Annotated in this window: 7 protein-coding genes; 4 read left to right on the top strand and 3 right to left on the bottom strand. The window is 44.4% G+C overall.

What is annotated here, in order from left to right:
- The 3 genes from ACED42_RS17060 to speA all read right to left on the bottom strand — a co-directional run.
- On the bottom strand, nucleotides 1–5,485 hold a 5,485-nt coding region (locus ACED42_RS17060; RefSeq protein ID WP_371703494.1), incomplete at its 3' end, for a retention module-containing protein.
- Between the two features lie 724 nt (nucleotides 5,486–6,209).
- Nucleotides 6,210–7,136, bottom strand: coding sequence for an agmatinase (gene speB, locus ACED42_RS17055; protein ID WP_009846513.1), 927 nt, complete (start codon nucleotides 7,134–7,136; stop codon nucleotides 6,210–6,212).
- Nucleotides 7,136–9,043: an arginine decarboxylase gene (gene speA / locus ACED42_RS17050; RefSeq protein WP_371703492.1), complete on the bottom strand. Its 1,908-nt coding sequence runs from the start codon at nucleotides 9,041–9,043 to the stop codon at nucleotides 7,136–7,138. The genes speB and speA overlap by 1 nt, the downstream gene beginning before the upstream one ends.
- Nucleotides 9,044–9,604: 561 nt before the next feature.
- Between speA and ACED42_RS17045 the strand changes: the two genes are divergently transcribed.
- The 4 genes from ACED42_RS17045 to ACED42_RS17030 all read left to right on the top strand — a co-directional run bounded on the left by ACED42_RS17045 (nucleotide 9,605) and on the right by ACED42_RS17030 (nucleotide 15,035).
- Nucleotides 9,605–11,041 (top strand): coniferyl aldehyde dehydrogenase, encoded by a 1,437-nt coding sequence (locus ACED42_RS17045; protein ID WP_371703491.1) that lies wholly within the window; start codon nucleotides 9,605–9,607, stop codon nucleotides 11,039–11,041.
- Nucleotides 11,038–11,616 (top strand): TetR/AcrR family transcriptional regulator, encoded by a 579-nt coding sequence (locus ACED42_RS17040; protein ID WP_371703489.1) that lies wholly within the window; start codon nucleotides 11,038–11,040, stop codon nucleotides 11,614–11,616. Before ACED42_RS17045 ends, ACED42_RS17040 begins: the two co-directional genes overlap by 4 nt.
- Nucleotides 11,617–12,107: 491 nt before the next feature.
- The gene (locus ACED42_RS17035) at nucleotides 12,108–13,682 is read left to right on the top strand and encodes an ABC-F family ATP-binding cassette domain-containing protein (RefSeq protein ID WP_371703487.1); all 1,575 of its coding nucleotides are present in this window, start codon (nucleotides 12,108–12,110) and stop codon (nucleotides 13,680–13,682) included.
- A 114-nt stretch (nucleotides 13,683–13,796) separates the two neighbouring features.
- Nucleotides 13,797–15,035, top strand: coding sequence for a leucine-rich repeat-containing protein kinase family protein (locus ACED42_RS17030; RefSeq protein ID WP_371703485.1), 1,239 nt, complete (start codon nucleotides 13,797–13,799; stop codon nucleotides 15,033–15,035).
- Nucleotides 15,036–15,105: the final 70 nt, after the last annotated feature.

Below are 15,105 nucleotides of genomic sequence, written 5' to 3'. Positions count from 1 at the left end.
CAAAGTCACTTGACGTCACTACGATTGTTTTAACGATGTCTTCGTTGTTTGTATGAACTAAATCGCGATTGGGTTCAAAGCGCACGTCACCTTGCAGGGTGATAACTAGCGTCCCTTCGGTGAAATCAAACCGCTGCTCACCCGTATTAGATTGAACCAATGTTCTAAGTTGTCCGTCATAAACGAACTGAGTAATGGTCGCGCCATCAGCACTTTGAACTGGCATTACATCGACAGTGCCTGTCGACACCATTCCAGCATCCAAATCAGCAACCGTTGGTTCCGTAATGGTTAACGTTTGGTTTTGCATGCCTTGCACATCATCGCTGACCGTCACTTTCAGTGGCGACATTAATGAGTCATCACCGTCGCGGTCTACCGCGTAAACAGGTAAATTAAAGCTCAACTCATTATTCGCTTGGCCATCAGCATGATCTAATGCTTCAAGTAGAGTAAAGGTGTACTCACCCACCGTGCTACTTGAGAAGCTAATCGTAAAGACAGGAACTTCTGGGTTGGCTCCGTCTTTCACAAAGCCGATGTACGCTCCAGTAGTGTTTGGATCAGCTTTAAGCTCAACGACCAACCCATTCGATTTAAGTGTGTCGTTCGGGTTGAATTGAGCAGGATCGATACGGAAACTCGTCACATTATCGCTTTGATTAGTAAACTGAATAGTCTCGGTTTGACTCACAGGCACGGTGCTTGCTGCCGAGCCATCGGCAAGATTAGATTCTGATAGCGTAACGGTTGGAATAGTATTGATGATTGGAATATCACCATCAGTGATCGTCAAAGTCACGGTGGATGTCACCGGATCTTTATCAAAGTCACTTGACGTCACTACGATTGTTTTAACGATGTCTTCGTTGTTTGTATGGTTTAAATCACGATTCGGCTCAAAGCGTATCTCACCTTCAAGGGTAACGAACAGCTTGCCCTCAGGAACTGGAATCAGTTGCTCTCCCGTTATGCCCTGATTCAAGGTGTAAACGGTATTGTCATACGTGATTTGGGTAATGGTCGCGCCATCAGCACTCTGCTCGGGCATTACATCAATGGTGGCAGTCGTTACCGTACCATCAGCAAGATTTGGTTCAGTAATACTCAGCGTTTGATTTAGCATGCCTTGAACGTCATCGCTGACCGTCACTTTCAATGGCGACATTAATGAGTCATCACCATCACGATCTACCGCATAAACGGGGAGTTCAAATATCAGGTCATTCTTCGCTTGTCCATCAGCATGCTCTAATGCTTCAAGCAGAGTAAAGGTGTACTCACCCACAGTGCTAGTAGAGAAACTAATCGTAAAGACGGGAACCTCTGGGTTGGCTCCATCTTTCACAAAGCCAATGTACGCACCAGTCGTGTTTGGATCCGCTTTGAGCTCAACGACCAATCCATTCGATTTGAGTGTGTCGTTGGTATTAAACAGGCTTGGCTCAATGCGGAAGCTAGTCACATTGTCGCTTTGATTGATAAAGGTGATCGTCTCTGTTTGACTCACAGGCGCGGTGCTTGCTGCCGAACCATCGGCAAGGTTAGATTCCGATAGCGTGACGCTTGGGATGGTATTAATCGTTGGAATATCACCATCGGTGATGGTCAACTTCACGGTAGATGTCACTGGGTCTTTATCAAAGTCACTTGACGTCACCACGATGGTCTTAACGATGTCTTCGCTGCTTGTGTGGTTTAAATCGCGATTGGGTTCAAAACGCACTTCACCTTGAAGGGTGATGACTAACGTCCCTTCCGTAAAACCGAAGCGCTGCTCACCAGTATCTGTTTGAACCAATGTTCTAAGTTGTCCGTCATAAACGAACTGGGTAATCGTTGCCCCATCTGCACTTTGCACTGGCATCACATCAACCGTGCCTGTCGTGACAACACCAGCAGCCAAATCAGCCACCGTTGGCTCAGTAATGGTCAACGCTTGGTTTTGCATGCCTTGCACATCATCGCTGACCGTCACTTTCAATGGCGACATCAATGAATCATCACCATCACGATCGACCGCAAGTACAGGAAGCTCAAAGCTCAGATCGTTCTTTGCTTGGCCATCAGCATGATCTAATGCTTCAAGTAGAGTAAAGGTGTACTCACCCACCGTGCTGGTAGAAAAGCTAATAGTAAAGACGGGAACCTCTGGGTTGGCTCCATCTTTCACAAAGCCAATGTACTGGTTGCTGTTTTGTGGATCGACACGTAACTCGACGGCTAACCCGCCCGATTTAAGCGCGTCGTTGGTGTTGAATTGAGCAGGATCGATACGGAACTTGACTACATCATCACTTTGATTGGTAAACGAGATCGTCTCGGTTTGACTCACAGGCGCGTTGCTTGCTGCCGAGCCATCTGTAAGGTTAGATTCTGATAGCGTGACGCTTGGAATAGTATTGATGATTGGAATATCACCATCGGTGATGGTCAAAGTAACGGTGGATGTCACCGGATCTTTATCAAAGTCACTTGACGTCACCACTATCGTCTTAACGATATCTTCGCTGCTTGTGTGGTTTAAATCGCGATTGGGCTCAAAGCGTATTTCACCTTCAAGGGTAACAAACAGTTTTCCCTCAGGCACAGTGATAAGCTGCTCTCCCGTTAAGCCCTGATTCAAGGTGTAAACGGTATTATCATACGTGATCTGGGTAATGGTCGCGCCATCAGCACTCTGATCAGGCATCACATCAATGGTGGCAGTCGTCACCTTACCAGCAGCCAAATCCGCAACCGTCGGTTCAACAATATTGAGCACACCATCTTTCATGATTTGCACATCATCACCGATGGTCATTGTAAGCGGGGAAATTTGCGAGCTATCGCCATCAGTGTCCACGGCGTAAACAGGCAGTTCAAAACTTAGCTCGTTATTTGCAAGGCCATCTTCATGATCTAACGCTTCAAGCAGCGTGAAGGTGTATTCCCCTAATGTACTTGTAGAAAAGCTAATCGTGAATACTGGGACATCAGGGTTTACCCCATCGTTAACAAAACCTATGTAAGTACCTGAGTTCTGGGGGTCTTCCTTGAGTTCAACGACAAGCCCATTCGATTTGAGCGTATCATTAGTATTGAACAAGTTTGGATCAATTCGAAAACTCGCGACATCATCACTACCGGCTGTAAACGTAATCGTTTCAGTGGCGCTAACCGCATTTCCGCTTGGCGAAGATCCATCACCAAGATTCGTTTCAGATAATGTCACTGGTGTAACTAGGTTAATTACCGGATCTTGGCCATCAGTAATACTAAGATCAAGCGTTGAGAAGCTCTCGTCGCCATCTGCATCTTCAGCTAAAAAGGCAAATTGTTTTACTATGGTTTCGCTGCTTGAGTGGTTGATATCACGAGCGACTTCAAAACTAAAATCACCATTGAGTGAAATCGTTGCAACCCCTTCTGTAAATGGGAAAGTTTGTGCCGCATCTGGGAGTAGATTTTGGTCTAACTTGTATTCGACCCCATCGTAAGACAATGATTGGATTGTCGAACCATCCGCACCCTCAAAGTTGAATAGATTATAAGAAACAACAGTATCACCCGCCAAAGTCGGTTCATCGACGGAAACGACATTATCGATGAGTTCGACCACATCATCTTTTACACTGATTAAGATCTCAGCAGCTTCTGGTGTGTTTGACCCACCAGACAGTGCAGAGCGGTCACCATCCGCGTCAACCGCGTAAATGGGCAATACAAAGGTTAGCAACTCACCTTCAGCACCTTGGTGTGAAAGCGATTCGTACAGAGTAAATTCATAATTCCCCAATGATGGACTATCGACTTTAACGTCAAAGACCGTAATTCGAGATCCATTGACCTCGACATAACCTTCATACGTTCTCACGCCATTGGTTTGACTAACTAACTCTAATTGAACGGCAGCACCATTAGAAACCAAGGCTCCCGTTGTATTAAATTCAGTCGGTTCAAGTTCGTAATGGTCAATAATGTCACTTTCAAAAACACTTGCTGTGATACTGCCAATACCACCTACTGGGGTTGTTCCTTCTTGTGAGCCGCCAACAATGCCTGACTCATCAACATCGATGCCATCAACATTAATAATGAACGGGATATCACCATCAGAGATATCAACCTTAATCGTATTCGTTACGACATCCTGGTCAAAATCGGTAACCGTAATCGGTAGAGAGAATGAAAGCGTGTCGGAGCTCACTTCTTCTATCGGTTTAAACTGTTGGAAATTATATGTGCCATCGGTATCGAGGGAGATTGTGAGAACAACCTCACCTCTCCCTTGAATAGACAGAGTGATCGTTGTTCCATCATCAGACAGTCTTGCAACCGTGTTTTGGTTATCACTGAGCAACCCATCAAACTCTTCTAACGCACTGGCATCAAAGACAGCGGATTGAAGTTTATCACTTCCAATATTAGAAAAAGTGCCTTCAATAGGTGCACTACTCGTTTCTACATTATTGATATTCACGCTTTCAGCAGACGGATTCACCCCGTCAAATAAAGTAACCAGCGCATTAATTGGTGATGCTATTGGGTTTCCTGCGGAGTCTTCACCTTGAATATCAAAAGCAAAGTTAATTTGATCGCCAGTATAAGAGACCTGCCCACCACCGATAGACGGAACATGATCAATAGATTGAGAAATCGTGGTGGTTAATGAGATATCGATATTATTGCCAACACTAGTAGCATCAATATCGATACGTAATACTTCGTCAGTACCTTGAACACCAACAATGGAATTCGTTACCGAGTCGTAAGTAAACGTGACAACTTGGCCGCTTGATGTAATGTCGTTATTAAGCTCACTTAGGAGTGAAGCAAGGGAGAGTGTGTCTGGGACAAAAGAATCTGGGTCTAGAGCTAAACTGCCCGCAATAATCGTTTCTGTGGTCGTAATAGATTGGGGGTAGGTATTGCCAGAAATAGAACCTTCAGTGACTGATTCGCTGATCGATTGACCACCAGCTGAACGGGTGATCGTTCTAAATTCCTCTCGAGTTTCCTCTACCTCTTCTTTCGCAAGCCCTGATGTCTCAAAGAATGTCGAGGGCTGAGTTTGAATATTATTGTATTCAATCGTAACAAAGCCAGCATTTGCAGAGCCTAGCCCTTCACCAGCAGCCGTTGCTTCCAAAATTTCAGTAGGATCGGCGCCGCCTAAAATAGCTTCTTGGATTGCCGCAATATCATCGTCAGTAAAGGCTCCGTCGTCAGATTGCTCTAAATCGAAGTTGACCTCTCCGGCGATTGGGGCATCTGCCCAAGACAATTCTTGGTCAATACATCCAACACAATTATCGCCAACCAGAACCTCACCATTTGGAGCACCCAATACAAGTTCTGCATTATTTGCGGTAATGACTATCTCATTTTCACGGATGATATCGCCAACTAGAACTTTTTTTGGGTTGCCGTCAGGTGTTACTACAACCACATCCCCACTTACTGCTTCAACAACCGCAGCTTGGCGCGAAACCTCAATATCCATATATCCCCCGTTATCACAAGCACTCTTATCTAGAGCTGTACAAATTATTTTTGTTAATCATTACAGGCTTTAATCAAATTCATACTTACCCCTCATCAATGGCCAATCTTTTGTTGTGCCTCTTCGAGTTGAAAAGAGATAAGTATTTAACCTGTTTTTTTATAGTTTACTTACTGTTAAGCCTAGTCTTCCCCATAAAAAATGCCATGTCTGTGCTAAGAGACTCCTTTTCACAAATTCACTTATTCTCTATGGATTTCTAAAACACAAATTAAACGTTAGTAGTGCATTGATTTATATGCAAATAAACTCACAGCGATGTTACATCTCTTTAATCCTATAAAGATATACAGGAATAAAGTAGATAAATCATGAGCGAATATAAGACATTGCTTGAGGCAAACGATGTGATAGCAATAAAGCAGAGAGTAGTCCCAAACTTGAGACAATGTTCAGCACAAAGCGGATGAAAAACCATTTATTAAGCGTATATTTCGCCAATTTCATATATGCCCATCAACATATTAAGGTGCTATGGAGGAACAATAGTCATGACTTATCATTCGATATACACATATCAAAAGGAATACGTTTTAGGACAAAACAATAGATACAAAAAAGCCGCCCGAGTTTAACTCGGGCGGCTTTTAGAAGATCATGTACCGCAATATGGTGTTTATCCGTAAAACGAGATTGTCACGTTCAACATGGCTCGCTAACTATTTTATTTTGTTAAGCGATTTGCCGTCCAAACATAAAGCAGCTCAAGTGCGATAGTTGCGCCAGCTAGAGCCGTAATTTCGCTTTGGTCATACGCTGGAGACACTTCTACTACATCCATACCAACCATGTTGATACCTTGTAAGCCACGGATGATTTTGAGCACTTTATCTGAATTCAAACCACCACACACTGGTGTCCCAGTACCCGGAGCAAACGCAGGGTCCAGACAGTCAATATCAAACGTTAGGTAAACTGGCTTATCACCAACAATGCCTTTCACTTGAGCAATGATCTCATCCACGCTCATGTCATTCGCTTGCATCGCATTAATAACATTAAAGCCGTGACCTTCCTGCTTATACTCTGTACGAATACCTATTTGCACAGAATGCTCAGGCGAGATTAGCCCTTCGTTTGGTGCATGATAGAACATGGTGCCGTGATCGTAACGACTGCCCTGACTGTAAGTATCAGTGTGCGCGTCAAAATGAATCAGAGCCATCTCACCGTACTTCTTGCCGTATGCTCTTAGCAAAGGCAGTGTAATGAAGTGATCGCCACCTAAACCTAACAGTGTTTTACCACTGTTTAGAATCGCATCAGCGGCTGCTTCTAAACGCTGAGTTAAGTCTTCAGCATCACCGCAATCAAACACAAGATCGCCAGCATCAATCACCGAGGTGTGTTCAAATACATTGAAGTCCCAAGGGAATTTTTTGCCTTCCCACGCCAAGTTTACCGACGCACGACGAATCGCATCAGGCCCCATACGAGCACCCGGGCGGCCTGATGTCGCCATATCTAACGGCGCGCCCAACACAACCACGTCAGCGTCGTTATCGATTGGGTTCTGCACCAGTGGACGACGCATAAACGTCATCGCATTGGAATACAGCGAGTAATCTGGTTTGGTAAATAGATCGTTCATTAAAAATCCTCAAGATAGGTGTAACCCATCAAGCCTTGCTCTAACTCTTCAAGTACGCTTTGCTGCTCTTGTGCTGGTACTTTCGCCGTGACCAAATCTTTGTAGTTCTGACGAATCAGATCTGTATCGATGTGAACATAACGCATCATGTCTTCAACCGTATCGCCTTCGTTGATGTAGTCGATATTCGCTTGACCACTTTCATCAACATTCACCACTACACTGTGGGTATCACCAAATAGGTTATGCATATCACCCAAGATCTCTTGGTATGCGCCTACTAAGAAAAAGCCCATCAGGTATGGTTCATCTGGGTTCCATGCAGGAACTGGCAGCGTTGTTTCAATACCTTGGCCATCAACATACTGGTCAATCGTACCGTCAGAATCACATGTGATATCCAGAACTACAGCGCGTCGCTCATCCGCATTGTCTAAACCACTTAGAGGCAATACAGGGAACACCTGATCGATACCCCAAGCATCTGGCAACGATTGGAACAACGAGAAGTTAACAAAGAACTTGTCGGCTAAACGCTCGCTCAACTCATCCAAAATAGGACGGTGGTAACGGTTCTTAGTACTCATACGAGAGCTAAGTTCGTAGTTAATACGCAAAGACATCTGCTCTGCCCAAGCACGGTGCTGAAGATTCAGCATACCTGTGGCAAATTGGTTGTGTGCTTCTGCGATATCGCTCTGCGTGTCGTTGTAGATCTCGATCAACGCTCGGTCATCATTACCCGCATCTAGCTCTAAGAAGTTCTTCCACATGTTATTAAGCAACATTGGTGCGTCAGCTTCTGGAGCCGCCATATCTTCCGGAGAATAGCTTTCTGTACCGATCACGTTAGTAACAAGCACAGCGTGATGCGCAGTCAACGAACGACCAGATTCAGAAATGATCACAGGTTGTGGCTGATTGTAGAGCTTACAAATATCCCCTACTGTCATCACTATGTTACGAGCGTACTCAAGCAAGCCGTAGTTCATTGAGTTGGAAGATTGGCTACGTGTGCCGTCGTAATCGACCGCCAAACCGCCACCAACATCTAAGAACTTCAGTTGAGCGCCAATATCACGCAGTTCACAGTAGAAACGAGCCGCTTCACTCACACCATTGCGCACATCACGAATATTGGCCATTTGTGAACCAAGATGGAAATGCACGAGCTCTAGAACATCCAACTGGTCTTCAGCTTTCAAACGTTCGATAACAGTAAGCACTTGTGATGCAGACAAGCCAAATTTCGACTTCTCGCCACCACTTGCTTGCCATTTACCTGCACCTGGAGAGGCAAGACGAATGCGTAAACCTAAACGAGGTTTCACGCCAAGCGCTTTTGCTTCAGAAAGAACAAGATCAAGCTCAGACAGTTTCTCTAGAACGATAAATACTTTGTGCCCTAACTTCTCGCCAATCAGCGCAAGACGGATGTATTCTCTGTCTTTGTAACCGTTACACACGATCACCGAGCTCGCTTTTTGAGCCAGCGCCAATACAGCCAATAGCTCAGGTTTGCTGCCCGCCTCTAGGCCTAGCTGCTTTTGCTCTAATTGAGCTTGGCTCGCTAAGATCTCATCAACCACTTCTTTTTGTTGGTTAACTTTAATCGGATAAACAAGTAGGTAACGATTGTCGTACTGATATTCGTCGATCGCTTGGTTAAATGCGTTACAGATATTGTGCACACGTTGATGCACTATTTGAGGAAAACGCACAAGAGCAGGTAAACCAATATTTCTTTGCTCTAACTGTTTTACGATCTTACTTAGGGGAACTTGATGATCCGTTTCGCTCGGTGAAACATACACCTCACCGTTGTCATCAATTCCATAAAAACCTTGGCTCCAGTGCTTTACATTATACTCTGCACGGATGCGTTCCAAATTAACCGAATTTTCCAATTCTAGAGACCTCACACTATAGGGCCATCGACAGAAGATACCTCATTGGAATAGCGAGGTATAACCCAACAAAAAACGTTCGAAAACGATTTGTTGGCTGCATTAACCGATATTATTAAGAGTGAGTCCAACCATTGATATTTGTGGTTACGATTACGTTTTTTTATCGTCGACCCGACTTAAAGTGACAGGTAAGGTATTACAAGGTTTTAGGCCAAAAAACAGGCTGAAGCGCATTAGATTTAAAGCACTTTCTAACAAAGAATCAGGTGAATAAAATACCAAAGACACATAAAATTCTTAGCTAATCTGGTCAAGTTAAGTCAGGGTTGTGACAAATATGCGCACTTCCCAATCTGAACTCTCGCTATCACAAACACAACTTGTATCCCGTGATTCGATACCTATAAACACTTCGTTCTTCCAACTAAAACTCGCTCACTTCAATGTTGTAGCCGCTCAATTATTGAACTTTTCTCGTGCATATCTTGTATTCGATTCGATCTTCTTGTAAATTCAACTGACCGACCAATCGGTCAGCTTTCGAATTTAGGGGATACTATGAGCCATAATCTAGACCTTGAACCAAACACGTCGAGCATCAACGACATGGATCAAATGTTCAACCGACAAAAAGATCACTACCGCAATAATGTTAATCCAACGCTTGAGCAGAGAAGAAAAAACCTCTCAGAATTAAAAGCGTTGCTAATGCGCTACCAAGGGCAATTGATTGATGCGGTGTCTGAAGATTATGGCCATCGTGCAAAACACGACAGCTTGATTGCTGATATCACCCCTTCTCTTCACCAGATCAATTACAGCCTGAAGAACCTTAAGAAATGGTTGAAGCCATCTCGCAGAAAAGCAGGCTTAATGCTGACACCCGCGAAGATCACCGTTCATTATCAACCAGTGGGTGTTGTCGGTATCATTGTTCCTTGGAACTTCCCGGTGATGCTCTCTTTAGGGCCCCTCATCACGGCGCTGGCGGCAGGTAATACTGCAATGCTCAAGATGTCTGAGTTCACTCCAGCGACCAACCGAGTTTTAAAAGCGATGTTGGCTGAAGGATTTAACGAAGATCAGGTTGCGATTATCGAAGGCGAAGCAGATGTTTCTGCTAAATTTAGTCAGCTCCCGTTTGACCATATTCTATTTACTGGCTCGACTGTTGTGGGTAAGCACGTAATGAGAGCGGCAGCCGATAACTTAACGCCTGTAACCTTGGAATTGGGCGGCAAGTCTCCAACGATTATTGCACCTGACTTTGATGTTGCTGACGCCGTTGAACGCATCCTGTTTGCAAAAAGCTTAAACGCTGGCCAGATTTGTGTGGCGCCCGATTACATCTTATTGCCACGAGAAAAAGTCGATGCGTTCATCACAGCTTATAAGCAATACTTCAAAAAGCTGTATAAAGCAGGCATTGAGAGCAAAGACTTAACTTCAGTGATCGATATGCGTCAATACAATCGTTTGAAGGGGGTGATTACAGATGCTCAATCTAAAGGCGCAGTTGTTCACACCGTCACCGAACAAGCGCAAGACGATGTAAACCACAGAATGACGCCACACCTCCTAACCGAAGTGAACGACGACATGGTCGCAATGCAAGAAGAGTTGTTTGGCCCTATTCTGCCTATCGTGCCTTATGATTCTATTGAAGAAGCGATCAACTACATCACAACAAGAGAACGTCCGCTTGCTCTGTATCTGATGAGTCATGATAGACAGACCCAAGAACAGTTCTTATCGAATACGCATTCTGGCGGTGTTTGTATTAACGACTCGCTAGTGCATGTGGCGGCAGAAGATGCGCCGTTCGGTGGCATTGGTCCTTCGGGCATGGGACACTACCACGGCATTGAAGGCTTTAAGACCTTTAGCCATGCCAAAACCGTTCTAAATAGAGGAAAAATTAACTTCACCAAGTTAATGCACCCTCCTTACAACAACCCAATTAAAAAGATTCTGTTCAAAGTGCTCAATAGATGATTACGAAAAGGAAAAAAATCCTAGATGCTGCACTCCTGCTCTTCTCTCAGCAAGGGCTAGAGGGTACATCTACCGGACAAATAGCGAAAACAGCAGGCGTCGCAAAAGCGACACTGTTTCATCACTTTGAGAACAAATCTCTACTGATTGATGAACTGTTTCGTGAACTGAAAATAGAGCTATTTTCTACCCTTGACCAGCACACAGAAATCGCTGAACAAGATCGCTACCAAGCCTTTAAGTTCATGTGGATCACAGGGCTTGAGTGGGCGTTAGAAAATCCAGTTGCGATGAAGTTTTTCACCAATGTTCATTTCGACCCAACGACTCAAACTCGAGAAGTCATCGTCTCAAAGATGTTCGCATCGTTAGACGAGATCATTTTGAAAGGACAGGAAACTGGTGAGCTGACGGTGTTAGACATCAACCTTGTTAGGCACTTCATCCACAGCCACTTTTTGATTTGTGCAAACTGGTTGACTGAGCAGAATGAGTTACCACCAGAGCATTCAGCCAAGTACATCAGCGATAGCTTTGACATGTGCTGGCGTGCCGTCGGTGGGCAAAACCTGTAATTTCCACATTCGTTGAAGCCCTTGCTTTCAAAGAACACTCTAAAGCGCCTCATGGCTATATCTATATATAGGCATGAGGCGCTTTAATTATTTGGATACATTTTAATCACATCACCATATTGACTTTAAGCAGTCTCTTTCAGTAACATCCCACCATCATTTCAAAAGAGAATAACGCCATAATGAAGTACTAACATCCTGACATCCGATTTATTTTTATAAAAATCATTTGGACACTCGGGGTTAGTGGGCGTTACTTCGTCATCTATTTTCGCGACAAATCAAGTTCTTAAAGATCCGTCTTTTGACAACATGTATCTTGCAGAACTGTACCTCAAAGACAGAAATTATCTCAGCGCAGCTTTCTATCTTTGATTGGTCATCTACCTAAGTAACGTCTTGGCGATCTATTCTTAGACTCCCATGTTGGTGTCTATGTAGAAAAGCGCCTCACCCCTTTTACTCGTTTACACGTAAAGGGAGGTATTTTTATGCCTACTATATTAGCCAACAATCTCTCATTCCAACTCGATACTGGTGAGTGGTTATTCAAAGACATCACCTTTAATCTGAACACGCGCCTTACAGGTCTAGTTGGAAGAAATGGAGCTGGGAAGTCACTACTGCTTTCGTTACTGGTCGGGCAAACACAACCCACATCAGGCAGTGTTTCCAGACAAGGCTCGATCGGCTTTTACTCCCAGTTGCCTTCAAAGCTATTGGATAGCACAACCAGCATTGCTGACTTCTTGGGGATCACCGAAAAGTTAGACGCATTACATGCCATAGAACAAGGCAGCTGCGAACTTCAGCACTTCAATATCGTTGGCGAGGATTGGGATTTACAAGCGAACACAAAGCAACTTTTAGCTACATTGAAAATAACCAGCGGGTTGACCACGCCTTGCCATACATTGAGCGGTGGGCAACTCGCCCTTTTACAGCTTCATCGGTTATTTGCATCAAACCACAACATACTGATTCTCGACGAACCTTCAAACCATCTGGATAGCGACGGACGTAATTGGTTACTAGAACAGTGCCAGTTGTTTGAAGGCAAAGTGCTTGTCGTCAGTCACGATCGAAGTTTGTTGAGACACATGGAAGGGATCTATCATCTCAACAGTTTGGGATTACGTTTCTACAAAGGAAACTACGATGATTACTTCACGCAAATGTCGAGTCAAAGTGAAGCACTGGACAAGCAGATAACGCATCATCAATCGGAAAAGAAACGACTCGAGCGCCAAGCTCAGATTAACAAGGAAAAAGCTCAACAACGTGAGGCTCAAGGTAACCGACTCCGAAAATCAGGTAGCCAACCCAAGATATTATTGGATGCCATGAAAGATAAAGCAGGGCGAACCCAAGGCGCATCGGCAACAAGCCACAAGAACTTAAAGGATCAAAACCAACATAAGCTTCAATCTCTTAAAGAACAGCAAGAGCAACTGAAGCCGCAAGCGTTGTACCTACAACAAGCGAATAGTTCTAAAAAACACTCACTATTAACCGTTGAAGAGTGTCGCCTGAGTTTTGGTTCTGGTGCTCCTATTAGCTTCTCTCTATCACAAGGGGAACGATGTTATCTAACTGGGGCTAATGGGTGCGGAAAATCGACACTGTTAAAAGCCATTCACGGCCAACGCTCGAACTATATTGGATCCATTAAGCGCTTAGGGGCGACGGTATACTTGGATCAACACTTTGGCCTGTTGGACACCAACGACACCATGTTCGATAGTTTGATGACACACAGCTTTGGGTTAACAGAAAGTGACGCTCGAACCTTGTTGGCAGGGATTGGGTTCAGGCGAGACTCTGTATACCGAAAAGTGGCTCATTTAAGTGGTGGTGAAAAAATGAAACTGGCGATGTTGATCGTTAGCCATAAGCAGGATGCCCCACTTCTTTTGCTTGATGAGCCAGACAATCACTTGGACATAGACTCAAAGCAAATATTGGCTTCGGCTCTGCGTGAATACCAAGGTGCGTTCATCTTGGTCAGTCATGATAGCGATTTTGTTGAGGAGGTCGGCGTCAGCCAAAACCATATACAACTTTAACCTTCGTAAATTCGTTCACTTAGCTTAGTTAAGCGAGCATCGTTCCGGTGCTCGCCTTTCTTGATTGAGACAAGTAAACTACGCGCCTCGAACATCTATTCATAAGGCTAAGGTTTGCATACTCTAGAACAATTAAAATCAGGGCAACTAAACGGTATTAAGCGCTTACAACTGTCAGAAGGTCTCACCGAATTTCCACTAGAGATCTTAGAGCTCGCTGATTCTCTTGAGATCCTAGACCTTTCAGGCAATCAGCTGTCAGATCTACCAGAAGAGTTATCACAGCTGACTAACCTGCGTATTATCTTCGCGTCGAATAACCTGTTCACGCACCTGCCTGATGTTCTGGGGTTACTTCCTAAGCTTGAAATGGTTGGCTTCAAAACCAACCAAATCAAAACCGTTAGCGAGCAGTCTCTACCGATTCAACTACGTTGGTTAATCCTGACCGACAATGAGATCGAGGTTCTGCCTAGCTCGCTAGGTGAAAGACCACGACTACAGAAACTGGCATTAGCAGGCAACAAGATTCGCGTTTTGCCAGAAAGCATGGAAAACCTATCAAACCTTGAACTGGTTCGTCTGTCTGCAAACCAACTGACTGAATTCCCAGAGTTCCTTATCAAGCTACCAAAACTGGCTTGGTTAGCGTTTGCGGGTAACCCATTTTGCAAACATCCAAGTAGCTTAGATAGCGTGCCTGCCGTAAGCTCGCAATGCTACTCACTCAATCAAGTGCTGGGCCAAGGTGCGTCTGGTGTAATTTCTCATGCTAACTGGTTAAACGGTGACTTTGATTTCCCACAAGAAGTGGCGGTTAAAGTATTTAAAGGCGAAGTGACCAGTGACGGTTACCCACATGATGAACTTGAAGCATGTCTTCAAGCAGGCCAACATAGCAACCTAGTGAAGTCTATCGCACAAGTTGATGAAGAGAACTACCTAGCATTGGTGATGGAGCTTATCCCGAGCAACTACTACAACCTAGGTTTGCCCCCTACTCTTGAAAGCTGCACTCGCGATACGTTCAACGAAGGCTTCGAGCTTTCAATTGCTAAGATCAATAGTATTACAGAGCAGATGATTGATGTGTTTGAACACCTTCATGCCAGCAAAGTTTGTCATGGTGATCTATACGCACACAACACTTTGGTTAACGAGCAAGGTCAGATGATCTTTGGTGACTTCGGAGCAGCAACTATCTACGGTTATCTGACTGAAGAGCAGCAACAAGGCATTCGACAAATCGAAGCGCGTGCACTGAAGTACTTTATTGAAGACCTATTGACGGTATGTACAAAGCAAGACCAAGACAGCAAGCTTTATACTCGATTGGCGAACTTCGAAGCTTAATGGCTTAACTTAATAGCGCGTTGATTAGAAGTACTCAGTCGAATTGAAAACAACAAAGCCAACATCACTG

This window comes from Vibrio sp. FF145, assembly GCF_041439075.1.
In the GTDB taxonomy this organism is placed as follows: domain Bacteria; phylum Pseudomonadota; class Gammaproteobacteria; order Enterobacterales; family Vibrionaceae; genus Vibrio; species Vibrio tasmaniensis_A.
The sequence above is the reverse complement of the archived record's forward strand: the minus strand, read 5'-3'. Positions and strand labels throughout refer to the sequence as shown.

Excerpts from the sequence above, each read along its gene's own strand:
- ACED42_RS17035 (WP_371703487.1), top strand. The coding sequence starts at position 12,108 with ATGCCTACTATATTAGCCAACAATCTCTCATTCCAACTCGATACTGGT.
- ACED42_RS17040 (WP_371703489.1), top strand. The coding sequence starts at position 11,038 with ATGATTACGAAAAGGAAAAAAATCCTAGATGCTGCACTCCTGCTCTTC.
- speB (WP_009846513.1), bottom strand. The coding sequence starts at position 7,136 with ATGAACGATCTATTTACCAAACCAGATTACTCGCTGTATTCCAATGCG.
- ACED42_RS17045 (WP_371703491.1), top strand. The coding sequence starts at position 9,605 with ATGAGCCATAATCTAGACCTTGAACCAAACACGTCGAGCATCAACGAC.